The following is a 22,414-nucleotide window of genomic DNA, read 5'->3' as shown; positions in this document are numbered from 1 at the left end:
TGAGAGCCAATCCACCCCTGCTGGATAGCCGTCACGCATGAATCCGATTGTCCGCTGGTTCCACCAACTCGGTTCTCCGCCCACGTTCGATCGTTTCGCCGCCCGCTGGTCGCGGGTGTTCTACCTCGCGGCCGTGCCGGTCCTGCTTGTCGGAATCTGGCAGGCATTGCTGGTGGTGCCGCCGGAAGCCCGGCAGCTGGACAGTTTCCGCATCCTCTACATCCATGTGCCCAGCGCCTGGATGAGCCTGTTCGTATTCGCGCTGATGGCGCTGTACGCCGCCATTGCCCTGATCTGGCGGATCAAGGTCTGCGAGATCCTGGCCATGGCGTGCGCGCCGATGGGCGCGGGGTTCACGCTGATCACCCTGCTCACCGGCAGCATCTGGGGCAAGGGCACGTGGGGGACCTGGTGGGACTGGGACCCGCGCATGACCAGCGAACTGGTGCTGCTGTTCCTGTATCTGGGCGTGATCGGCCTGTACCACGCCATCGAGGACCGCCGCAGTGCCGCCCGTGCGGCCGGCCTGCTGGCCATCGTCGGCGTCAGCCTGCTGCCGGTGATCCGCTATTCCGTGGACTGGTGGGGTGGGTTGCACCAGCGCCAGTCGATCAACGTGTTCGGTGAATCGGCCATCGACAGTGCGATGATCGCCCCGCTGTGGTGGATGGTGATCGGTACCAAGTTCTGGTTCGCCGGCTCGGTGCTGGCCAAAGCGCGCGCCGACAATCTCGACCGCGAGGCCGGCAAGGCCTGGGTCGGAGGCCGCATCGACACCGCGCAGGCTGCTGCGGAGAACCCGCAATGAGCCACCTGCCCTACGTGATCGGTGCGTACGCGGTGTTCGTGCTGGTGCTCTGCGCCGACGCGCTCGGTTCCTGGCTGCGCCTGCGCGCCGCCCGGCGCATGGCACAGGCCCGGCAGCAGCGGCAGCAGGCACGTGCCAGCGCCCAGGATGTCCCACCGTCGCTGTCCACGGAGCTGGAACGATGACACCGGTCCAACGCCGCCGCCTGGCCTGGGTCCTGCTGGCCCTGCTCGCTTCCGGCCTGGCCACCGCGCTGGTGGCGATGGCACTGGAGCGCAACATTGCCTACCTGTACACGCCCTCCGAAGTGCTGCGTGGCGACGTCGAGCCGCAATCTCGGTTCCGCCTCGGCGGCATGGTGGTGAAGGGTTCCTTCAACCGCCCGCCCGGCTCGCTGGAAGCCCACTTCCTGGTCACCGATGGCGATGCCCAGCTGGCGGTGACGACCTCGCGCATCCTGCCGGACATGTTCGCCGAAGGCACGGCAGTGGTCGCCAGCGGCCGCCTGCAGGAGGGCGCGCTGCAGAACGCCGTGTTCGTCGCCGACGAAGTGCTGGCCAAGCACGACGAGCAGTACGTGCCGAAGGAAGTGGCCGACAAGATGGGCCAGGCCCATCTCAAGCACGACGTGCCGGTGATGGCACCCGAGGTCCGCTGAGTGCTGCCCGAACTGGGTCAGATCCTGCTGCTGTGCGCACTGCTGGCGTCGCTGCTGCTGGCCGGCCTGCCGCTGGCCGGCGCCCATCGCGGCAACGCGGCGTGGATGGCGGTGGCACAGCCGGCCGCTTACGCGCAGCTGCTGCTGGTGGCCGGTGCATTCGCGGTGCTGACCGCCACCTTCGTGCAGCAGGACTTCTCGGTGCGCTACGTGGCCGAGAACTCCAACTCGCTGCTGCCACTCATCTACCGCTACTCGGCGGTGTGGGGCGCGCACGAAGGCTCGCTGCTGATGTGGGCGCTGGTGCTGGCGCTGTGGACTGGAGCGGTCGCGCTGTTCTCACGGCACCTGCCCCGGCACGTGCAGGCGCGCGTGCTGGCGGTGATGGGCATCGTCAGCGTGGGCTTCCTCGCCTTCCTGATCTTCACCTCCAACCCGTTCCTGCGCTTGAACCCGGCCCCGCTGGAGGGCCGTGACCTCAATCCGCTGCTGCAGGATCCGGGGCTGATCATCCACCCGCCGATGCTGTACCTGGGCTACGTGGGTTTCGCGGTGCCGTTCGCCTTCGCCGTGGCCGCGCTGCTGGAGGGACGCGTGGACGCACGCTGGCTGCGCTGGACGCGGCCATGGACCAATGTCGCCTGGGCGTTCCTGACCCTGGGCATCGCCCTGGGCAGCTGGTGGGCCTACTACGAACTGGGCTGGGGCGGCTGGTGGTTCTGGGATCCGGTCGAGAACGCCAGCTTCATGCCGTGGCTGGTCGGCGCCGCACTGATCCACTCGCAGGCGGTCACCGAGAAGCGCGGCACCTTCGGCAGCTGGACCCTGCTGCTGGCGATCGCCGCATTCGCGCTGTCGCTGCTGGGCACGTTCCTGGTGCGCTCCGGCGTGCTGACCAGCGTGCACTCGTTCGCCGCCGATCCTTCGCGGGGCCTGTTCATCCTCGTGTTCCTGTCACTGCTGGTGGGTGGAAGCCTGCTGCTGTACGCGCTGCGCGCGGGCCAGCTGAGCATCGACGCCGCTGATGCCCGCCGCGGCTTCACCGCAACCTCGCGCGAAACGCTGCTGCTGGCCAACAACCTGCTGCTGGCCACCGCCTGCGCGATGGTCCTGCTCGGCACGCTGTACCCGCTGCTGGCCGATGCGCTGGCGCTGGGCAAGATTTCGGTCGGCCCACCCTACTTCGGCAGCCTGTTCCTGCTGTTGATGGCGCCGTTGGTGCTGCTGCTGCCCTTCGGCCCGCTGGTGAAATGGCAGCGCGACCAGCCTTCGCGCGCGATGGCCCTGCTCGCCCCCTGGTTCGGTCTGGCGGTACTGCTCGGTGCGCTGGCCTGGTGGCAGGCGCCGCAGAACGGATGGAAAGCCGGCATCGGCGTCGCCGCGGCGGCCTGGGTCGCGCTGGGCACCGCCCGCTTCGTCTGGCAGCGGTTGCGTGGCAATGGCCGCTTTACTGCCGAAATGCTCGGCATGATCGTTGCCCATGCCGGCGTCGCCGTGTTTCTAGCTGGCGCGTTGCTGGTGGAAGCGCTGAACGTGCAGCGCGAAGTGGCGCTGGCACCGGGCCAGCAGATCGTGGTCGGCGGTCACGAAGTGCGCTTCGAAGGCGTGGATCACCGCGAGGGCCCCAACTTCATTGCCGACCGCGGTCATCTGCGGGTGTTCCGCGACGACCGCGAACTGGCCCTGCTGCATCCGGAGAAGCGGCAGTACGCCAGCGGTGGCCAGGTGATGACCGAGGCCGGCATCGATGCGCGCATCGGCGGTGATGTCTACGTGGCATTGGGTGAGCCGCTGGGCAACAATGCATGGGCGGTCCGCGTCCACATCAAACCGTTCGTGCGCTGGATCTGGCTGGGCGCGCTGCTGATGGCCCTGGGTGGATTCATCACCGCCGCTGACCGCCGCTTCCGTCGTCCGTAGGAGTTTCCATGTCCGAGTCCCCCGCCCCGCGCCCCTCCCGCCCGCTGCCGCCGGTCGCCATCGTTATCGGCGTGCTGTTCTTCTTCGGCCTGCTCGGGTTGATGATCTACGGCGTGATGAAGTCGGGCGACCCGCAGCGCGACGTGCTGCCTTCGGCCCTCATCGACAAGCCCGCCCCCGCCTTCGCGCTGCCGGTGCTGCACGATCCGCAGATGATCGTGCGCAGCGAAGAACTGCGCGGTGCGCCCTATCTGCTGAACGTCTGGGGCAGCTGGTGCGCGGCCTGCCGCGAGGAACACCCGGTACTGACCCGTTTCGCCGAGAGCAAGCGCGTGCGCGTGATCGGCTACAACTGGAAAGACGACCCCACCGATGCCCTGCACTGGCTGGAACAGCTGGGCAATCCGTTCATGGTCGTGCTCAGCGACATCGAAGGCCGTACCGCGATCGACTGGGGCGTAACGGCCGCGCCGGAGACCTTCCTCGTCGACGGCAGCGGCATCGTGCGCTGGAAGTACAGCGGAGCGATGACGCAGAAGGTGGTCGACGAGAAGCTGATCCCGGCGCTGGAGAAGATCGAGAAGGCTCAGAACGATGCGGCCGGTTCGCAGCGCGTTGCTCCGTAGCGGCCTGCGCGGGCTGCTGGTACTGCTGCTGGCCGGGTCGTTGCCCGGCCTGGCGCAGCAACCACTGCATGACCCAAAGCCGCTGCAGTTCCGTGATGCAGCGGAGGAGCGTCGTTTCCACGACCTCGCCGCGCAGCTGCGCTGCGTGCAGTGCCAGAACCAGTCGCTGGCCGATTCCAACGCCCAGATCGCCCAGGACCTGCGCCGGGAGGTACTGCAGCTGATGCAGCAGGGCCATGACGATACGCAGATCAAGCGCTTCCTCGTCGCCCGCTATGGCGACTTCGTGCTTTACCAGCCCCCACTGCAGCCGGGCACCTGGTTGCTGTGGGGTGGTCCGCTGCTGGTACTGGGCGGCGGCGCGCTGGTGGTGGTGGGCATCGTCCGCCGTCGTGCCCGTACCGTGGCCGCCGCACCGCCGACATCGGCCGACGTGGGAGAGGACTGGTGAACGATTGGCTGCTTTTCGCGGCTGCCGCCAGCGCTGCGCTCACTGCGCTGCTGGTGTTGTGGCCGCTGCGGCGGCAAGGCCGCACCGGCTTCCTCGTCGCCGTGGCTGCCGTGGGCATCGCCGGCGCCTGCCTGTACCAGCTGGTGGGGAACCCGCAGGCGGCACGGGTGCAGCCGGCGCCATCGGTGGCGACCCTGCGCGAGGGCGTGCAGGCCCTGCAGGGCGCGCTGCAGCGCGATCCACAACGTGCCGATGGCTGGGCCCTGCTCGGCCGCTCGCAGAGCGAACTGGGCAACGCCGCCGCGGCTGCCGAAGCCTTCGCACGCGCGGTGGCACTGGCACCGGACGACCCGGGCGTGCTGGTGGAAGCGGCGCAGGCGCGCGCCCAGGCCGATGCCGGAAAGCAGTTCGACGACACCGCTGTATCGTGGCTGCAGCGGGCGCGCACGCTGGCGCCCGAAGCCGAACGGGCCAGCTGGCTGCTCGGCATCGCCCTGCGCCAGCGCGGCCGCAACAACGAAGCCGCCGATGTCTGGAGCGGCCTGCTGCCGCACCTGGAACCGGGTGCCGCGCAGGCGCTGCAGGCACAGATCGCCATTGCCCGCGAAGCGGCCGCACAGGCGCATGATCCGGCCCCGGCGACCTCGCCTGCACTGCTGCAGGTGCGTGTGCAGCTGCCCGTCTCCGTGCAGCATGCGCAATGGCCCGCGGGCGCGCAGATCTTCGTGCTGGCACGTGCGGTCGGCGGCCCGCCGATGCCGGTCGCGGTGCGCAAGCTGCCTCTGGCTGGTTTTCCCGGCACGGTAGGACTTGGCGACGGCGACAGTCCAATGCCCACCGCTCCCCTGTCAGCGCATCGCGAGGTGGAAGTGCTGGCGCGGATCTCGCGCAGTGGCAGTGCCAATCGCGGCGACGGTGACCTGCAGAGTCTGCCGGTAAAGGTGACCCTGCCGCATGAGAACGTGGTGGAACTGCGGTTTCCGTAACACCGCACCGCTGCGCTCGCCGGGCACGGCCCGGCGCTACCTGTGCGCTTGCCATCGGTAGCGCCGGGCCATGCCCGACAGAGGGTTGGCGTGCGACATTCGCCCGCTGATGGAAACCAGCGTGTCGCCAGCTCCACATGTGGCCCCGCTAGAATGCCCGCATGACCGAATTCATTCCGCCCGGCACCCGCTTCCATGCCCTGCCTTCGCCCTTCCCGTTCAAGCGCGGCGGCGCCCTGCACGGTGCGCGCGTGGCCTACGAGACCTGGGGCACGCTGGCTGCCGATGGGGGCAACGCGATCCTGATCGTCACCGGCCTGTCGCCGGACGCACATGCCGCCGGCAACGCAGGCAATCCCGCACCGGGCTGGTGGGAGGCGATGCTCGGGCCGGGCAAGCCGATCGATACCGACCGCTGGTTCGTGGTCTGCGTGAACTCGCTGGGCAGCTGCAAGGGCTCGACAGGACCGGCATCGATCAATCCGGCGACCGGCGAACCGTACCGGCTCGACTTCCCCGAACTGTCGATCGAAGACGGCGCACGCGCCGCCGTCGAGGTGGTGCGTGCGCTGGGTATCGAACGGCTGGCCTGCGTGATCGGCAACTCGATGGGCGGCATGACCGCGCTGGCGGTGCTGATGCTGCATCCGGGAATCGCGCGCAGCCACATCAACATTTCCGGCAGTGCGCAGGCGCTGCCGTTCTCCATCGCCATCCGATCGCTGCAGCGGGAAGCGATCCGTCTCGATCCACGCTGGAACAGTGGCCGCTACGACGACACCCAGTACCCTGAATCCGGCATGCGCATGGCGCGCAAGCTGGGGGTGATCACCTACCGCTCAGCGCTGGAATGGGACGGCCGCTTCGGTCGCGTGCGCCTGGATTCGGACCAGGCCGACGACGATCCGTTCGGCCTGGAGTTCCAGGTCGAAAGTTATCTCGAAGGCCACGCGCGCCGCTTCGTGCGCTTCTTCGATCCGAACTGCTATCTGTACCTGAGCCGCTCGATGGACTGGTTCGACCTGGCCGAGTATGCCGATGGCGATGTCATGGCTGGACTGGCCAGGATCCGTGTGGACAAGGCGCTGGCCATCGGTGCCAACACCGACATCCTGTTCCCGGTGCAGCAGCAGCAGCAGGTGGCCGACGGCCTGCGCGCCGGCGGCGCCGATGCACGCTTCATCGGACTGGACTCGCCGCAGGGCCATGATGCCTTCCTGGTCGATTTCGATCGGTTCGGCCCGGCTGTTCGCAGCTTCCTCGACACGCTCTAGTGGGATGGCGGCGTCATCTCGCGCTGGCCGCCTTCGGCGCGCTGATCGCACTGACGATCAGCGGCGTTCTGCCCCTGTGGCTGGGCGGCTGGTGCCTGCTGGCCAGTGCCGTGTCGTTTGGCCTGTATGGCCATGACAAGCGCGCCGCACAACGCAACCACCGGCGCATTCCGGAACGGACACTCCAGCTGCTGGCCTTCGCCGGCGGCTGGCCCGGCGCATTGCTGGGCCAGGCGACGTTCCGCCACAAGCATCGCAAAGCCGCATTCCAGTGGGTATTCGGGCTGTGCGTGCTGGCCAATGTGGCCTCGATCGCCGTGATGCTGCGCGAATTTTCCTGATGAAGCGCGCCGCTCACGCCTCGCGGATCAGCGCGCCATCGCGCAACCGGTACTGCGCGTCGACCACGCCATCGGGCAGGTCGTCATGGGTGATCATCAACAGGCTGCGACCGTCCAGCAGGCCGGCCAGATCCTGCAGCAGCGCATGGGCCGTGTCCACGTCCAGGCCTTCGGTCGGTTCGTCCAGCAACAGGATCGGCGCGTTGCGCAACAGCGCGCGGGCCAGCGCCAGGCGTCGCGCCTGACCCGCGGACATCGTCGCACCGTTCTCGCCAACCCAGGCCAGCAGGCCACCATTGCGCTCGGCCCACTCGCCCAGCCGCACCCTGTGCAACACGGCCCACAGTGCAGCATCGTCGGCATCCGGATCCCCCAGGCGCAGGTTCTCCGCCACGCTGCCGGCGAACACCGGGGCGTTCTGCGGCAGCCAGGCCAGCTGCCGATGCCAATCGGCCTGGGCGAAATCACGCAGGTCCCGCCCGCCATAGGTCAGCCGGCCCTGCTGCGGATCCCACAGGCGCAGCAGGAGGCTGGACAACGTGGTCTTGCCGCAGCCACTGTCGCCACGGATCGCGATGCGCTCGCCGGGCGCCAACGTCAGCTGCAGCCCGCGCAGCACCGGGCGTACCGCCCCCGGCCACTGGAAGTGGACGTCATCCCAGTGCACGCGTGCGTGCACCGGAACCGGCTGCGGTGCCAGCGGTTCGTCCACGGCCGGCGGCTGCTCGACGATGGACTGCAGGCGATCGGCCGAGATGCGACCGGACTGCAACGACTGCCATGCCAGGCCCATCCCCGCCCACAGCTCGATCAGCGCCACCGTCAGGAACACCAGTCCGGCTGCCATTTCAGCGGCGATGCGCTGCTGCTCGGCCGCATGCAGGGCCAGTGCCAGCATGGCCACCAGGCCAAGTCCGGCCACGCTGCCGTGCAGTGTCGACGCGGCGATCAGGCGCCAGCGGCGACGGCGATCACGCGCGGCCAACTGCTTGGCGGCCACCCGCACCTTCAGCTGCCACGCCGCATCGGCATGCAGCGCCGCCAGATCGCCCGCGCCTTCCAGTCCTTCAAACGCGGCAGTGCGCAGTGCGGCTCGATGCGCGGCGCGATCCGCTTCCTCGCCATCGCGGCCACGCACGCCCAGCCACGGCACACCGAAGGCAATCAGCGCGGCCAGCACCGCCAGCAGCACCGCTGCGGACGGCAGGATCATCGCCGCCGACAGCACGGCCGCCGTCGACAGGGCACCCAGCGCGACCAGCGGGCCCAGCGCGCGGACCAGCAGGCCGTCCACTTCACCGATATCACCGAGCAGGCGCGCGAGCAGCTCGCCGGTGCGGGTGGCACCCAGCCGCGCGGGCGCCAGTGGCAGGGCGCGCCGGAAGAACCACACCCGCAGGTCACGGGCGATGCGCAACGTGGCATCGTGGCCAACCAGCTTCTCGAAATAACGGGAAACGATGCGTGCCATGGTCAGGCCACGGATGCCGGCCGAAGGCGAAAAGAAGTTGAAGCCCTGGCCGAGACCGGCGGCACCGGCCAGCGCCGCTGCGGTGAGGAAGCCACCGGACAGGCCAAGCAGGGCGGTACCTGCCAGCATCGTGGTCCACAGCAGCAGCATGGTCAGCAGCAGACGCGGCCGCTGCTGCAGGAACACCGCACGCAGCGTGTCGGGCGAGCGGCTCATGCGTGCACCGCCTGCGCCGGCTCGACCAGACGTCCTTCCGGCAGCAGCAGGCAGCGATCAGCCCAGGCGATCACGGCCGGGCTGTGGGTGGCAACCACCACGCTGCGACCGCGCGCGTAGGCGGCAAGACTGCGCAGCAGCGCGGCCTCGGTATCTGCATCGAGGAAGGCGGTCGGCTCATCCAGCAACAGCACCTGCGGGTCGCGCAGCAGCAGGCGGGCCAGGCCGATGCGTCGTGCCTCGCCTCCGGACAGGCCGAAGCCGCGTTCACCGATGATCGTATCCAGCCCCTGCGGCAGCCCCTGCGCGAACGTGAGCACCTGCGCTGCCTCGGCCACCGCGCGCAATCGTGCATCACTGGCGCCAGGATCGGCCAGCCGCAGGTTATCGGCGATGCTGCCGTGGAACAGATAGGGGCGCTGGCTGGCATAGGCCACCTGCACGCCGGGGCGCAGCATCAGCCTGCCCGCGCGCGGCGGCAGCCAGCCGGCCAGCGCCTCCAACAGCGTGCTCTTGCCGCTGCCGCTGGCACCTACCAGTGCCAGCCGCTGGCCTGGTTCCAGCAGCACATCCACGCCCTGCAGCACATCCTGCGACGCGCCCAGCGGGCGCAGCACCAGGCCCTGTGCCTGCAGCGGCGGCAGTGCGGCCTCGGCCGGCTCCACTGCCAGCGGCACGACCTCGTTCTCGATCAGTCCCTGCTCATCCGGCAACGACTGCAGCAGGCGCTCCACTTCGGCTGCCGCGGCCAGCGCGTTGGCACGATCGTGATAATGCGCGGCCAGCCGTCGCAGCGGCGCGTAGAATTCCGGTGCCAGCAGCAGGCAGAACAGGCCTGCGCCCAACGTCGGCACGGCCGCATGCAGCGACATCATGCCCAGATAGCTCAAGCCCAGGTACAGCGCAACCATCGCCACGCTGACGGAAGCGAAGAACTCCAGCACCGTGGACGACAGGAACGCGATCCGCAGCACTTTCATCGTGCGCAGCCGCACGCCCTCGGCAGCGGCTTCTATGCCCGCCAGCTCGGCCTCGCCCCGTCCGTACACGCGCAGCAGGCCCAGGCCCTTGATACGGTCGGCGAAATGGCCGCTCATGCGCGCCAGCTCACCCAGCTGCGCGCGACCTGCCGCTTCGGCGCCCCACCCCACCAGCATCATGAAGAACGGCACCAGCGGCGCCGTGAACAGCAGGATCAGCGCCACCACCCAATCCACCCAGGCCACCGCGGCCAGGATCAGCACGGGCACCACCACCACTTCAGTGCGCACCGGCAGGAAACCGCTGTAATAATTCTCGATCGCATCACCGTGATGCAGCAGCAGCTCGCCCAGCTCGCCGGTGCGGCGCTGCCGCAGCCACAGCGGCCCGTGGCCGAGCAGGCGCGCGAACACGCGCTCGCGCAGGGCCAGACGGGCAGTGTCGGCAACATCGCCCGCGGCAGCCTGGGTCGCGCTGCCCAATGCCGTGCGCAGCAACAGGATCAGCGCCAGTGCGGCCAGCACCGGCAGGCCCGAGGACAGCGGCGCCTGCTCCACCAGAACCTGCTGCACCAGCCAGGCGATGGCGGCGGCCTGGCCGATCAGCAGCGCGCCGGACAGGCTGATGCATACGGCCGCCAGGCGCTGGCGGCCCCGTGCCCCCCGCGCAAGGTCGGCCAGCCACGCGGTGCGGGCACGCCGCTGCCGGTTCGTCTCGGCTTCCGGCGAAAGGACGGTCGGTTCGGCAGCGCTCAAAGGGTCTTCACAGGGAGTGGAGGATGGATGGCATTGTAGGCACAGGCAACAGCCTCCCCCTGCGGCCAGGGGTCGCAGTTTTCACAGGGCCCGCATACGATCTCTTCGCGTACCTGTTCATACATTGATCTGGATCAAGGCTATCTGAAGTAGTCGGTCACATCATTCACGTCGTAGACCACCCTTCCCGCCACCTGCAACGGCACTATCCAACGAGGTAGCCAGGCCATGATTGATCAGACAGTCGTAGAACTGTCGCGGCTGCAATTCGCGCTGACCGCGATGTACCACTTCCTATTCGTACCACTCACCCTGGGCCTGTCGTTCATGGTCGCCATCATGGAGAGTGTGTACGTGATGACCGGCAAGGAGATCTGGCGCCGGATGACCCTGTTCTGGGGCGTGCTTTTCGGCATCAACTTCGCCATGGGCGTGGCCACCGGCATCGTCATGGAATTCCAGTTCGGCATGAACTGGTCGTACTACAGCCATTATGTGGGTGACATCTTCGGTGCGCCGCTGGCGATCGAAGGGCTGATGGCCTTCTTCCTGGAAGCCACCTTCGTCGGCCTGTTCTTCTTCGGCTGGAACCGCCTGAGCAAGGTCAAGCACCTGACGGTCACCTGGCTGATGGCGCTGGGCACCAACCTGTCGGCGGTGTGGATCCTGATCGCCAACGGCTGGATGCAGAACCCCACCGGCGCGGTGTTCAACCCGGAAACCATGCGCATGGAAGTGGTCGATTTCATGGCCGTGGTGTTCAACCCGGTGGCGCAGGCCAAGTTCGTGCATACCGTCAGCGCCGGCTACGTGACCGGCGCGGTGTTCGTGATGTCGATCAGTGCCCTGTTCCTGCTGCGCAACAAGCACAAGGACCTGGCCCGCCGTTCGTTCGCGGTGGCCGCTGCGTTCGGCCTGCTGTCATCGCTGTCGGTGGTGGTGCTGGGCGATGAGAGTGGCTACGCCGCCAGCGAGCACCAGAAGATGAAGCTGGCTGCGATCGAGGCGATGTGGGAGACCGAGCGTGCCCCGGCGGACTTCACCGCCTTCGGCATTCCCAACCAGCAGACGCACCAGAACGACTATGCGGTGAAGATCCCATACCTGATGGGCCTGATCGCCACCCGTTCGCTGGACCAGCCGATCCCGGGCATCCTGGAACTGGTGGAGCGCGCCGAGCACCGCGTACGCGGCGGCCAGCTCGCCTACGGTGCGCTGGAGCGCCTGCGCGCCAACAAGAACGACGTCGAAGCCCGTGAGATGTTCGACCGCCACTGGCAGGATCTGGGCCATGGGCTGCTGCTCAAGCGCTACCGCGAGGACATCCTCAACGCCACCCCCGAGCAGATCTCGCAGGCGGCAATGGATACCGTGCCGCGCGTGATGCCGCTGTTCTGGACCTTCCGCGTGATGGCAGGCCTGGGCTTCTACCTGATCGCCTTCTTCGCATTGGCCTTCTACTACTCGTGCCGCAACAACTTCCAGGACAAGCGCTGGTTCCTCACGCTGGCCCTGTGGACGCTGCCGGCACCGTGGATCGCGATCGAATGCGGCTGGTTCGTGGCCGAGTACGGCCGTCAGCCCTGGGCGGTTGATGGCGTGCTGCCGACGTTCTACGCGGCATCGGGCCTGGCCCTGCACCAGATCGTGCTGACCCTGGCCGGCTTCACCGCGATCTACACCGCACTGATCGTGGTCGAGATCAAGCTGATGCTCAAGGCGATCCGCAAGGGTCCGGACGAGGTGCTGCCGTCGCTGCAGTCGCCCCGCCCGCATGCTTCCCACAATGCCGCAGCGCCGGCCGCCGGCCAGGCCTGAGGCAGGAGAAAACCAAGATGGATTTCATTCTTCTGGACTACACCACGCTGCGCGTGATCTGGTGGCTGCTGCTCGGCATCCTGCTGATCGGCTTCGCGGTGATGGATGGTTTCGACCTGGGAGTGGGCACGCTGCTGCCTTTCGTGGCCCGCACCGACGCCGAGCGCCGGCTGGTGATCAACACCATCGGCCCGGTATGGGAAGGCAACCAGGTGTGGCTGATCCTGGGTGGTGGTGCGATCTTCGCCGCCTGGCCGCCGCTGTACGCGGTCAGCTTCTCAGGCTTCTACCTGGCGATGTTCGTCATCCTGTTTGCCCTGATCCTGCGCCCGGTCGGCTTCAAGTTCCGCAGCAAGATGCCGGGCGAGCGCTGGCGCAACACCTGGGACTGGGCGCTGTTCATCGGCGGCTTCATCCCTGCGCTGATCATGGGCGTGGCGGTGGGCAACGTCCTGCTGGGCGTGCCGTTCCACTTCGATGACAGCATGCGCATCTTCTACACCGGCTCGTTCTTCGGGCTGCTGATGCCGTTCGCGCTGCTGGCCGGCCTGCTCAGCGTTTCCATGCTGGTGGCCCACGGTGCCGCGATGCTGGTGATCAAGACCGATGGCCCGGTGGCTGAACGCTCGGCACGCTTTGGCAGCATTGCCGCGCTGATCGCCTTCGCACTGTTCGCCGTGGGGGGAGCCTGGGTGGCCTTCGGCCTGCCGGGCTACCAGATCACCTCGCAGGTGATCACCGACGGCGCCACCAACCCGCTGCTGAAGAGCGCCGAGCTGGGCGCGGCCGGCGGCTGGATGCGCAACTACAGCACCATGCCGGCGACCCTGCTGGCGCCGCTGGTCGGCCTGCTTGGCCTGCTCGCCAGCGCGGTGCTGCTGCGTGCCCGTCGCGGCGGCCTGGCCTTCATCGCCTCCGGCGCAGCCATCGCCGGCATCATCCTGACCGTCGGCTTCGCGATCTTCCCGTTCCTGCTGCCGTCATCCAGCCAGCCCACCTCCAGCCTGACCGTGTGGGATGCCTCGTCCAGCCATCTGACCCTGTGGATCATGCTGCTGGCCACGGTGGTGTTCCTGCCGATCATCCTCGCTTACACCACCTGGGTGTACCGCGTGCTCAAGGGCAAGACCACCAGCGATGAAATGGGCAGCAACCCCAACGCCTACTGATCCCCTGCCTCCCAAGGAGAACCGAACATGTGGTATTTCGCCTGGATCCTCGGCGCCGGCCTCGCCTCGACGGTCGCCATCCTCAACGGCATGTGGTTCGAAGCCCGCGAACAGAACCGCATCGACACAGAGAATCGTCGCTGAAATGTAAAAAAACCTTGCCGCCCAGGCCTTCACACGGTATCTTAGGCGGCTCCTTCGGGGTGTAGCTCAGTCTGGTAGAGCGCTACGTTCGGGACGTAGAGGTCGCAGGTTCGAATCCTGTCTCCCCGACCACTTCGGTGGTCGCATTGAAGCCTGGTGAAGTCGTCCAGGCTTTTTTGTTCCCTGAAGAGCCGCTGCCCCCGGCAGCGTGAAGGAAACGGCGTTCACCCCTTGCCGCCATCGGGGTGAATGGCTAGAATAGGCGGCTCCCTTCGGGGTGTAGCTCAGTCTGGTAGAGCGCTACGTTCGGGACGTAGAGGTCGCAGGTTCGAATCCTGTCTCCCCGACCACTCCGGTGGTCACCAAGAAGCCTGGAAGACGCCATCGTCCTCCGGGTTTTTTTGTGTCTGCCGTCCAGCGACCCGCCGGACGCAACGCCGGAGAGGCGCGCCGCAGCGCGCCGGAAGGTGCCGATAGCGACAGATTGCGCCGACGGGACCTCGCCTCGCCAGCCACGTACAATGATGTCCACTCCCCCACCTGCCGCGTCGGCGTAGACCGATGCCGGCGCTGCACGCCACTGTGGCGGCGTGCGACACCTGCAAGGACCACCATGAGCTCCTCCTCATCCGAATCGCCGTCGCTGCTGCACGGCCGCGTTCTGGCATTCGCCGCCATCCTGCTGGCGGCGGTCAACCTGCGCACTGCCGTCACCTCGATCACCCCGCTGCTGGACGTACTGGGCCAGCAGTTCGGATTCGGCACCACCATGACCGGCGTACTGGGCATGCTGCCGACCGCCTCGTTCGCGCTGTTCGGCGTGGCCACGCCGGCCGTGGCCCGGCGCCTGGGCCTGGAGCGCACCACCCTGCTGGCGATGATCCTGGCCACGGCAGGCCTGCTGCTGCGCTCCAGCGCCGGCAACGTCGGCACCCTGTTGCTGGGCGCGGTCGTCGCGCTGGCTGGAATGGGCATCGGCAACGTGGTGGTGCCGCCGCTGGTGAAGCGCTATTTCGCCAACAAGGTCGGCACCATGAGCACGCTCTACATCAGCGTGCTGCAGCTGGGCACCATGCTGCCGGCACTGCTGGCGGTGCCGGTGGCCAGCGCGGCCGGCTGGCGCGTATCGCTGGGCATGTGGGCATTGCTGGCATTGGCCGCCGCGCTGCCGTGGCTGGTACTGGCCAGGCGCGCGCCGAAGCCGCAGGCCGACGCTGCCGATCCCACCGCGCAGCCTCACGGCAAGGTCTGGCGCACCTCGTTGGGCTGGAGCATGACGCTGATGTTCGGCATGACATCGTTGATGACCTATTCGATGTTCACCTGGCTGCCGCGCATCGTGGTCGAAGCCGGCGCCACACCTGCGTTCGGTGGGGTGATGGTGGCGGTGTTCTCGGCGCTGGGCCTGTTGCCGTCGCTGGTCATTCCGTCGATGGCGGTGCGCCTGCAGAATCCGTTCCCGCTGGTCCTGATCGGCTATTCGTCATTCGTGATCGCCTTTGCCGGCCTGCTGCTGGCCCCCATGAAGGCGCCGCTGCTGTGGGCCTGCCTGCTCGGCGTGGGCCCCTCGACCTTCCCGCTGGCGCTGACCCTGATCAACCTGCGCACGCGTACCCCGACCGGTTCCGCCGCGCTGTCCGGCTTCATGCAGGGCGTGGGTTACAGCTTCAGCTGCCTGGGTCCGTTCCTGGTCGGTTGGCTGCATACCGTCAGCAACGGCTGGACGCTGCCGTTCGGCTTCCTGTTCGGCTGCGCCACGCTGATGCTGTGCGCATCGTGGGTGGCCTGCAAGCCGCGAAAGCTGGAAGACCTCTGGTAAACGGCTCGCCGCCGGCGCAGGCCTGGCGGCTGCCGGGTCAGACCCGCGTCTGACCCTCGCCGCGGACCACGAAGCGCTCGACCGTCAGTGCCTCCAGCCCCATCGGACCATAGGCATGCAGGCGCGTGGTGGAGATGCCGATCTCGCTGCCCAGCCCAAGCTGGCCGCCGTCCGAAAAGCGCGAGGACGCGTTGACCATCACCACCGCCGAGCGCAGCGCATTGACGAACCGCTCGGCATTGACGGCATCGGTGGTCGCGATCACTTCGGTGTGATCGGAGGTGTAGCGGCGGATATGCGCGATTGCCGCATCGAGATCATCGACGACGCGCACGGCCAACACCAGATCGAGGAATTCGGCTGCGTAGTCTTCGTCGGTCGCCTCGGTGCTGCCCGGCAGCAACGGACGCGCATGGGCATCCGCGCGCAGTTGTACGCCCCGTTCGCCAAGCGACTGCGCCACGCGTGGCAGGAACTCCGCCGCCACGCGCTGATGCACCAGCAGCGTCTCCAGTGAATTGCATGCGGCCGGCCGGCTGCACTTGCCATCGACCAGCAGGCCGATGGCCTGGTCGAGATCGGCGCTGGCATCCACGAACAGATGGCAGACTCCCTTGTAGTGCTTGATCACCGGTACGCGCGCGTGTTCGGCGACAAAGCGGATCAGGCCTTCGCCGCCCCGCGGAATCGCCAGGTCGATCAGCTCGTGCAGCTGCAGCAGCTCCAGCATCGCCTCACGCCGCAGGTCGGTCAGTACGGTCACCGCTGCGGGGGGAACACCGTTGGCCTGCAACGCACCGGCCAATGCCTGGGCAATGGCGGTATTGGAATGGATCGCCTCGGAGCCCCCACGCAGGATCACGCCGTTGCCTGCCTTCAGGCACAATGCGGCCGCTTCGGCGGTCACGTTCGGGCGCGCCTCGTAGATCATCGCGATCACGCCCAGCGGCACCCGCACTTTCTGCACGCGGATGCCGTTGGGGCGGACGTCGTCGCGGGTCACCTGCCCGACTGGATCGGGCAACGCGGCAACCTCACGCACCGCGTCGGCCATCGCCAGCAGACGCGGCGGGTCCAGTGCCAGCCGGTCCAGCATGGCACTGCCGACGCCCTTGTCGCGCGCGGCGGCCAGGTCGCGCGCATTGCCGGCCAGGATCTGGCCGGCATTCACTTCCAGTGCCTGTGCCATGGCCTGCAGCAGCGCGCGCCGCGCTTCGCTGTCGAGGCCTGCAACCGCCTGGGCCGCGTCACGGCAGGCGCGTGCCTGTGCTTGGATGTCACTCATCGAGGTGTCCTGCGGTCCGGTCATGGCAGCACCAGATCGTCACGATGGACGACGCTGCCCCCATAGTTGTAGCCCAGTACGGCCTGGATGTCGCGCGAATGGCGGCCAGCGATGCGGCGCACGTCGTCAGCCGCGTACTGGCTGACACCACGGGCAACGCAGACCCGCCCTTCGGCGGTGTTCCAGCACACCTGCACCATGTCGCCCCGGCGGAAATCACCGTCGGCACCGGTGATGCCACCGGGCAGCAGCGAGGCGCCCTTCTCACGCATCGCCTGCGCCGCGCCCGCGTCGATCACGATCGCGCCATCGGCCAGGGGGGCATGGCGCAGCCAGTGCTTGCGCGCCGCTTCACGGCTGCGTGCGGCATGGATCCGGGTGCCGAACAGGCGATCCTGCGCCAGCGCGCGCACCACCTCGCCGCTGCGGCCGTTGAACAGATAGGTTTCGATACCCAGCCGGCCGGCCTTGGCTGCGGCCTCCAGCTTGGTACGCATGCCCCCGGTGCCCGCGCGCGAGCCGGCGCCGCCGGCCATCGCCAGCACGTCCGGGCCCAGTTCCGGCACATCGTGCAGCGGCCGTGCGTCGGCCACGGTGCGCGGATCGGCGCTGTACAGGCCATCGATGTCGGTGGCGATGAACAATGCGTCGGCATCGACCAGCGCCGCCACGGTCGCGGCCAGGTTGTCGTTGTCGCCGAGCTTGAGTTCATCCACCGAGACGGTGTCGTTCTCGTTCACCACCGGCAGCGCACCCAGCCGCAGCAGTTCGGTGAGGGTGGCGCGGGCGTTGAGGTAGCGGCGGCGGTTGCGCAGGTCGTCGTGGGTCAGCAGCACCTGCGCGACCGGGCGCTCGAAGAAGCGCTGCCACAGGCCGATCAGCTGCGCCTGGCCAAGCGCAGCCAGTGCCTGCCGCGCGGCCATCGCAGCGCCCGGCGCATCGGCACGCGGCAGGATCGCGCGGCCGGCGGCGACCGCGCCGGACGAGACGATCACCACTTCGCGGCCAGCCAGCACATTGGCCGAGACGAACTGGGCCAGGCCAAGCGCGTGGCGTGGCGACAGGCCGCCTCCATCGGCAGCGAGCAGGCTGCTGCCCACCTTCAGTACGGCACGTCGCCATGGCGGCAGCGCCTGTTCGGGAAACGGCGAAGCGACGGGGGCGGCGTGCGGGGTCATGGCCGGGCTCTCAGCGGGTATTCCATTCGTGCACGGTCAGCTCGGAGGCCTGCATCGTCACCAGCGGATCCGTGGCGACGATGGCCTGCGCCTGTGCGAGGCTCTCCACGTTGCACAGCACGTAGGCACCGCCGCTGCCGTCGGCGAAACCACCGGTGAGCTGCAGCTGGCCCTGCGCACGCAGTCCATCGAGGAAATCCAGATGCGGCTGCACAGCGGCGGCACTGAAGCCGGGCCGGCGCATGGCCAGGACCAGATAGACGGTGCCCGCCATCAGGACAGCGCCTGCCAGCGCGCGCGCAGCTCATCCAGGCGCAGGTCCGATGCCGAACCCGGCGAGACACGCGCAGCCAGGCTGCCCTCTGGCGTGCGTCCCTGCCCTGCGCTGTCGGCACCTGCCGCGGCGGCCTTGTAGGCGTCGCGGAACGGCACGCCGGCCACGGCGGCCTCGACCGCGACGTCGGTGGCATACATGCCGGAGTCGATCGCCGCGCGCAGCCTGTCCTCGCGCCATTCCAGGTTGGCCAGCAGCGCCGGCAGCAGTTCCAGCGCGGCCAGGCCGCGACCGAAACCATGGAAGATGGCCCCCTTGGACGATTGCAGATCACGATGGTAGCCGGACGGCAGCGACAGCAGCTGTTCGATTTCGGTGCGCGCCGCAGCAACGCTGGCATGGGTGGCACGCATCAGTTCGATCACATCGGGGTTGCGCTTGTTCGGCATGATCGAGCTGCCGGTGGTGTACTGCGCCGGCAGTGCGACGAAGCCGAATTCGGCGCTGGTGAACAGCGACAGATCCCAGGCGATGCGACGCAGGTCCAGGGTAGCGCCACCCAGCGCCTCCAGGGCGGCCAGCTCGAACTTGCCGCGCGACAGCTGTGCATAGATCGGTGATACCTGCATGCGCGCGAAACCAAGCGCGGCCGTGGTGTGTTCACGGTCCAGCGGCAGGTTCACGCCATACCCGGCGGCGGTGCCCAGCGGGTTGGCATCGACCAGCGCATGGGTGTCACGTGCACGGATGGCATTGTCGATGAAGGCTTCCGCCCAGCCGGCCCACCACATGCCCGCCGAGGATACAACGGCTCGCTGGATGTGCGTATAGCCCGGCACCGGCAGGTCCTTTTCCGCCTGCGCACGGTCGAGCGCGACCTTGGCCACCTCGGCGCTGAGCTGGGCGACGCGCTGCAGCTTTTCCTTCAGCCACAGGCGCGTGGCGACCAGGATCTGGTCATTGCGGCTGCGACCGGTGTGGATCTTGCGGCCGGCATCACCCAACCGCTCGGTCAGGCGCGCTTCGATCGCCGAGTGACCGTCTTCATAGCGCGTATCCAGCACGAAACGGCCTGCGCGGAAGTCGTCTGCCAGCACCTCCAGCTCGCGCAGCAGGCCCTCCAGCTCGCTGGCGGCGAGGATGCCGATGTGCTGCAGGCCCTGTGCATGCGCGGCGCTGGCCGCGATGTCATGCAGGAAGAACTCACGGTCGAGGATCACGTCATCGCCGGCGAGGAAGGTCTGGATCTGGGCGTCGACAGCGACGCCGGGTTTCTGCCAAAGAAGGTCTGCCATGGGGGCTCCGGATGCGGGTTCAGTGCGGGATCGACGTCAGTTCGTCGATGCCCAGCGCAAGGTTGAGATTCTGCATGGCCTGGGTGGCCGCGCCCTTCAGCAGGTTGTCCAGCGTCGCCACCACCACCACCCGCTTGCCACCCGGGGCCAGGGTGAAGCCACCGATCTGGGCACCGTGGCGGCCGGCGATGCGGCTGACCCACGGCGCGTCATCCACCACCTCGATGAGTGCTTCGCCGGCATAGGCCTGCTGGAAACGCTCGACGATCTGCTCGCGCGTCTGTGCGCGGTTCAACCACAGATTGGCGGTCAGGGTGATGCCGCGGAAATGGGGCGCCACATGCGGCATGAACTCCACTGCCACCCCCAGCTGCACCGACACCTCGCGCTCGTGCACGTGGTTGGTCAGCGCGTACGGCATCAGGTTGTCGGCCAGCAGTTCGACGTTGTTCTTGTCGGAGGGCGTGGTGCCCGCACCGGAGTAGCCGGACACGCCGAAGCACTGCGGGGGCCCGGCCAGCAGGTCCAGCAGCGGATGGATCGCCAGCTGCATCGCGGTGGCGTAGCAGCCAGGATTGCTGATGTGCTTCTGCCCGGTGTAGCGACCGCGGGTCAGCTCCGGCAGACCGTAGTACCAGCTGTGATCGAAGCGGTAATCGGCCGACAGGTCCACGATCACCGTATCGGGCCGGGCGCTTTCAAGCGCGGCCACGAACGGTGCGGCCAGGCCATTGGGCAGCGCCAGGATCACCGCGTCCACGCCCTTGGCCGCCACCGCGTCGGCGTCGAGGTTCTCGTAGCGCAGATCACCCTGCACTTCCGGGTGATGGTCAGACAGGCGCTGCCCTGCACGTTCGCGCGAGGATACGAACGCCAGGCGCAGGCGCGGATGCGCGGCAACGAGCTTGATCAGTTCGGCACCGGTATGGCCGCGGGCACCGATGATGCCCAGGGAGAAAATCGAATCGTTCATGCGTGGCTGTCCAGACGGTACTGCAGGTGGCGCTTCACGCCCTGCCATTCCGCATCGATGATGGAAAAGATGACGGTGTCGCGCGGCGTGCCGTCGGCATGCCGCTTGTGGTTGCGCAGCACGCCATCCTGCTTGGCCCCCAGGCGGGCGATGGCGGTGCGCGAGGTGGTGTTGAACCAGCTGGTTTCCAGCACCACGCTGATGCAGCCCATGACTTCGAAGGCATGCTGCAGCAGCAACAGCTTGGCCTCGGTATTGGCACCGGTACGCTGCGCGCGCGGTGCATACCAGGTATAGCCGAGACTGAGCCTGGGCACGGCGGCATCCAGGTCATAGAAGCGGGTGCTGCCGACGATGTCGCCAGCGGCATCACGGATGACGAAGGGCAGCACCCTGCCCTCCGCCTGCGCCTGCAGTGCGGCCTGTACGTAGGCGCCTGCCTGTGCCGGCGCCGGCACCTGGGTGTACCAGAGCCGGTCCAGTCCGCTGCCTTCCAGCGCGGCACGCAGGCCGTCCACGTGTCCCTGCTGCAAGGGCTGCAGCGTCACATGCTGGCCGCGCAGGGTCGGCACCGTCGCCCAGGTGTCGGTGACGGTCATCGTTCAGCCCTGCAGGCTCGGTGCGCGTGCAGCGCAGTGATCGACATAGGTGCGGATGCGGTCGATGCCATCGGCACCGAACCAGAACACCTTCCACTGGTCCTGCTTGTAGCAGCCGTCGGATTCGGCGTAGTAGAAGTGGTTGATCGGATTGCCGTGACGCGAGCGCCAGAACAGCTGAGGCGTTTCCTCCAGCATCACGTTCCAGACGGCACGCCCCAGGCCCTCGCCCTGCGCATCATCGAGCACGGCGAACTTGTCCAGATAGACTCCTTCGGCCTCGTTGGTCAGGATGACGGCCGTCCGATAGTTCTCGCTGACGTACGCGCGCAGCAGCCTGGTCTTCTGGAAGTAGTCCGGCACCAGGGTGCGGCCGAAGCTGGATTCGATCAGGCCCTTCAGGCGTGGCAGGTCCAACTCGTCCCACGTGGCCGCACGCAGCACCTTCTCGCCCTTGCGCACCAGCGTGCCTGAGCCCTTGTGGGTGAACAGTTCCTTGGCCAGATCGGCCGGGCGGGTGATCGACACCGACGATTCCAGCGGCAAGCGATCGAGCAGATCCTTGATCTGTTCGATCTTGACCTTCATGCCGCCGTGGATCCACGGCTGTGCGATCAGGTGGTCGTACTCGGTGGACAGGTTGATCGAATCGATGACGTTGCCCGCCTCGTCCAGCAGGCCACCGGTACCGGTCAGGAAGATGATCTTGTACGGCTGCAGTTCCTGCACCAGTTCGTTGGCGGCAAAGTCGGCATTGACGTTCAGGATCTGTCCGCCGGCGGTCTCACCCAGGCTGGTGATGACCGGGATCGATCCGGCGCGCAGGCTGGCTTCGATCGGCGCCAGGTTGACCTTCTTCACTTCACCGACCAGGCCGTAGGTGTCCACGTCCAGGTACTCGGCCTCGAACACGCCACCGGTGATCGAGGTGGCACGCGCTCCATTCTGCTGCAGGGCTTCGACAAGGCGCAGGTTGGATTGCTGGAACACCCGGCGCACGATCGCCAATGCTTCCGGCGAGGTCACGCGCAGGCCGTTGACGGTCTGCTTCTCGATGCCGGCAGCGGACAGCTCGGCATCCAGCTGAGGGCCGGCACCGTGCAGCACGATCGGGGTCAGCCCGACTTCCTGCAGGAAGGACAGCGAGGAAGTCAGCGCTTCAAGATCGTCGCGCAGCACGGCGCCACCGACCTTGACCACGGCGAAGCGCTTGGCGTCCAGCTGCGAGAAGCGCTTGAGGTACTGGCTGATCTCCTTCGCGCTGGCCATGCTGGACAGCAGGCGCACGATGGTCTGGCGGGTCTGGCGGTGGGGCTGGAGGGCAGGAGACATTTCGGTTTCGTCACGGGCGGCGGTCGCCGCGTTGCAGTTCC

The 22,414-nt window shown here is 67.7% G+C and carries 22 protein-coding genes and 2 tRNA genes; 15 read left to right on the top strand and 9 right to left on the bottom strand.

The genetic code is table 11. The features are described from left to right. The first annotated feature begins 37 nt into the window (after positions 1–37). The 9 genes from ccmC (at position 38) to IMX13_RS07845 (ending at position 7,064) form a co-directional block, all read left to right on the top strand. A complete protein-coding gene (gene ccmC, locus IMX13_RS07885; RefSeq protein ID WP_193396145.1) occupies positions 38–808 on the top strand; it encodes a heme ABC transporter permease CcmC in 771 nt (256 codons plus the stop codon). Further along, positions 805–993 (top strand): heme exporter protein CcmD, encoded by a 189-nt coding sequence (gene ccmD, locus IMX13_RS07880; protein WP_053516869.1) that lies wholly within the window; start codon positions 805–807, stop codon positions 991–993. Before ccmC ends, ccmD begins: the two co-directional genes overlap by 4 nt. Beyond that, positions 990–1,466, top strand: coding sequence for a cytochrome c maturation protein CcmE (ccmE, locus tag IMX13_RS07875; protein WP_164152681.1), 477 nt, complete (start codon positions 990–992; stop codon positions 1,464–1,466). The genes ccmD and ccmE overlap by 4 nt, the downstream gene beginning before the upstream one ends. Then, positions 1,467–3,386 (top strand): heme lyase CcmF/NrfE family subunit, encoded by a 1,920-nt coding sequence (locus tag IMX13_RS07870; protein ID WP_193396144.1) that lies wholly within the window; start codon positions 1,467–1,469, stop codon positions 3,384–3,386. It begins immediately after the preceding gene. An 8-nt stretch (positions 3,387–3,394) separates the two neighbouring features. Further along, positions 3,395–4,012, top strand: a complete 618-nt coding sequence (locus tag IMX13_RS07865; RefSeq protein WP_053516864.1) for a DsbE family thiol:disulfide interchange protein — start codon at positions 3,395–3,397, stop codon at positions 4,010–4,012. After that, complete coding sequence (locus IMX13_RS07860) at positions 3,981–4,463, top strand: cytochrome c-type biogenesis protein (protein WP_180875557.1); 483 nt, start codon at positions 3,981–3,983, stop codon at positions 4,461–4,463. Before IMX13_RS07865 ends, IMX13_RS07860 begins: the two co-directional genes overlap by 32 nt. After that, positions 4,460–5,449: a tetratricopeptide repeat protein gene (locus IMX13_RS07855; protein WP_193396143.1), complete on the top strand. Its 990-nt coding sequence runs from the start codon at positions 4,460–4,462 to the stop codon at positions 5,447–5,449. Before IMX13_RS07860 ends, IMX13_RS07855 begins: the two co-directional genes overlap by 4 nt. A 161-nt stretch (positions 5,450–5,610) precedes the next feature. After that, positions 5,611–6,723 carry a homoserine O-acetyltransferase gene (locus tag IMX13_RS07850; protein ID WP_111186426.1) on the top strand — a complete coding sequence of 371 codons (1,113 nt, stop codon included), beginning with the start codon at positions 5,611–5,613 and terminating at the stop codon, positions 6,721–6,723. Next, the gene (locus IMX13_RS07845; RefSeq protein WP_053520347.1) at positions 6,723–7,064 is read left to right on the top strand and encodes a DUF1294 domain-containing protein; all 342 of its coding nucleotides are present in this window, start codon (positions 6,723–6,725) and stop codon (positions 7,062–7,064) included. Before IMX13_RS07850 ends, IMX13_RS07845 begins: the two co-directional genes overlap by 1 nt. A 13-nt stretch (positions 7,065–7,077) precedes the next feature. Here the strand turns inward: IMX13_RS07845 and cydC are convergent, their stop codons facing one another. Both cydC and cydD read right to left on the bottom strand, forming a co-directional pair. Beyond that, complete coding sequence (gene cydC, locus IMX13_RS07840) at positions 7,078–8,751, bottom strand: thiol reductant ABC exporter subunit CydC (RefSeq protein ID WP_193396142.1); 1,674 nt, start codon at positions 8,749–8,751, stop codon at positions 7,078–7,080. Next, positions 8,748–10,487 (bottom strand): thiol reductant ABC exporter subunit CydD, encoded by a 1,740-nt coding sequence (gene cydD, locus IMX13_RS07835; protein ID WP_193396141.1) that lies wholly within the window; start codon positions 10,485–10,487, stop codon positions 8,748–8,750. Before cydD ends, cydC begins: the two co-directional genes overlap by 4 nt. Positions 10,488–10,715: 228 nt before the next feature. Here cydD and IMX13_RS07830 point away from each other — a divergent pair, with 228 nt between their 5' ends. From IMX13_RS07830 to IMX13_RS07805, 6 genes are all read left to right on the top strand, one after another. Beyond that, positions 10,716–12,305 carry a cytochrome ubiquinol oxidase subunit I gene (locus tag IMX13_RS07830; RefSeq protein WP_053520344.1) on the top strand — a complete coding sequence of 530 codons (1,590 nt, stop codon included), beginning with the start codon at positions 10,716–10,718 and terminating at the stop codon, positions 12,303–12,305. Between the two features lie 17 nt (positions 12,306–12,322). Further along, positions 12,323–13,474, top strand: a complete 1,152-nt coding sequence (gene cydB / locus IMX13_RS07825; RefSeq protein ID WP_053520343.1) for a cytochrome d ubiquinol oxidase subunit II — start codon at positions 12,323–12,325, stop codon at positions 13,472–13,474. A gap of 27 nt (positions 13,475–13,501) precedes the next feature. Continuing rightward, positions 13,502–13,618 (top strand): cytochrome bd-I oxidase subunit CydX, encoded by a 117-nt coding sequence (gene cydX, locus IMX13_RS07820; RefSeq protein ID WP_053520342.1) that lies wholly within the window; start codon positions 13,502–13,504, stop codon positions 13,616–13,618. Between the two features lie 55 nt (positions 13,619–13,673). Continuing rightward, positions 13,674–13,750: transfer RNA gene (locus IMX13_RS07815), tRNA-Pro, on the top strand. 141 nt (positions 13,751–13,891) lie between these two features. Then, a tRNA-Pro gene (locus tag IMX13_RS07810) sits at positions 13,892–13,968 on the top strand. 263 nt (positions 13,969–14,231) lie between these two features. Further along, complete coding sequence (locus IMX13_RS07805) at positions 14,232–15,437, top strand: MFS transporter (protein WP_053519699.1); 1,206 nt, start codon at positions 14,232–14,234, stop codon at positions 15,435–15,437. Positions 15,438–15,474: 37 nt separating this feature from the next. Here IMX13_RS07805 and IMX13_RS07800 read toward each other — a convergent pair whose 3' ends face one another. The 7 genes from IMX13_RS07800 to IMX13_RS07770 are packed head-to-tail and all read right to left on the bottom strand — an operon-like array spanning position 15,475 to position 22,373. After that, positions 15,475–16,746: a glutamate-5-semialdehyde dehydrogenase gene (locus IMX13_RS07800; RefSeq protein ID WP_193396140.1), complete on the bottom strand. Its 1,272-nt coding sequence runs from the start codon at positions 16,744–16,746 to the stop codon at positions 15,475–15,477. After that, complete coding sequence (gene proB / locus IMX13_RS07795; RefSeq protein ID WP_053519697.1) at positions 16,743–17,900, bottom strand: glutamate 5-kinase; 1,158 nt, start codon at positions 17,898–17,900, stop codon at positions 16,743–16,745. Before proB ends, IMX13_RS07800 begins: the two co-directional genes overlap by 4 nt. 10 nt (positions 17,901–17,910) lie before the next feature. After that, positions 17,911–18,174, bottom strand: a complete 264-nt coding sequence (locus IMX13_RS07790; protein WP_065181936.1) for a YciI family protein — start codon at positions 18,172–18,174, stop codon at positions 17,911–17,913. Further along, on the bottom strand, positions 18,174–19,469 hold the full coding sequence (gene argH, locus IMX13_RS07785; protein WP_065181935.1) for an argininosuccinate lyase: 1,296 nt from the start codon (positions 19,467–19,469) through the stop codon (positions 18,174–18,176). Before argH ends, IMX13_RS07790 begins: the two co-directional genes overlap by 1 nt. Before the next feature lie 19 nt (positions 19,470–19,488). Beyond that, the gene (gene argC, locus IMX13_RS07780) at positions 19,489–20,442 is read right to left on the bottom strand and encodes an N-acetyl-gamma-glutamyl-phosphate reductase (RefSeq protein WP_053519694.1); all 954 of its coding nucleotides are present in this window, start codon (positions 20,440–20,442) and stop codon (positions 19,489–19,491) included. Next, positions 20,439–21,041 carry a GNAT family protein gene (locus tag IMX13_RS07775; RefSeq protein WP_065175501.1) on the bottom strand — a complete coding sequence of 201 codons (603 nt, stop codon included), beginning with the start codon at positions 21,039–21,041 and terminating at the stop codon, positions 20,439–20,441. Before IMX13_RS07775 ends, argC begins: the two co-directional genes overlap by 4 nt. Before the next feature lie 3 nt (positions 21,042–21,044). Next, positions 21,045–22,373: an acetylglutamate kinase gene (locus IMX13_RS07770; protein WP_053519692.1), complete on the bottom strand. Its 1,329-nt coding sequence runs from the start codon at positions 22,371–22,373 to the stop codon at positions 21,045–21,047. Positions 22,374–22,414: the final 41 nt, after the last annotated feature.

It is taken from the genome of Stenotrophomonas sp. B2, assembly GCF_014947095.1.
Classification (GTDB): Bacteria; Pseudomonadota; Gammaproteobacteria; order Xanthomonadales; family Xanthomonadaceae; genus Stenotrophomonas; species Stenotrophomonas maltophilia_P.
This window is presented reverse-complemented; position numbering and strand designations above follow the sequence as displayed.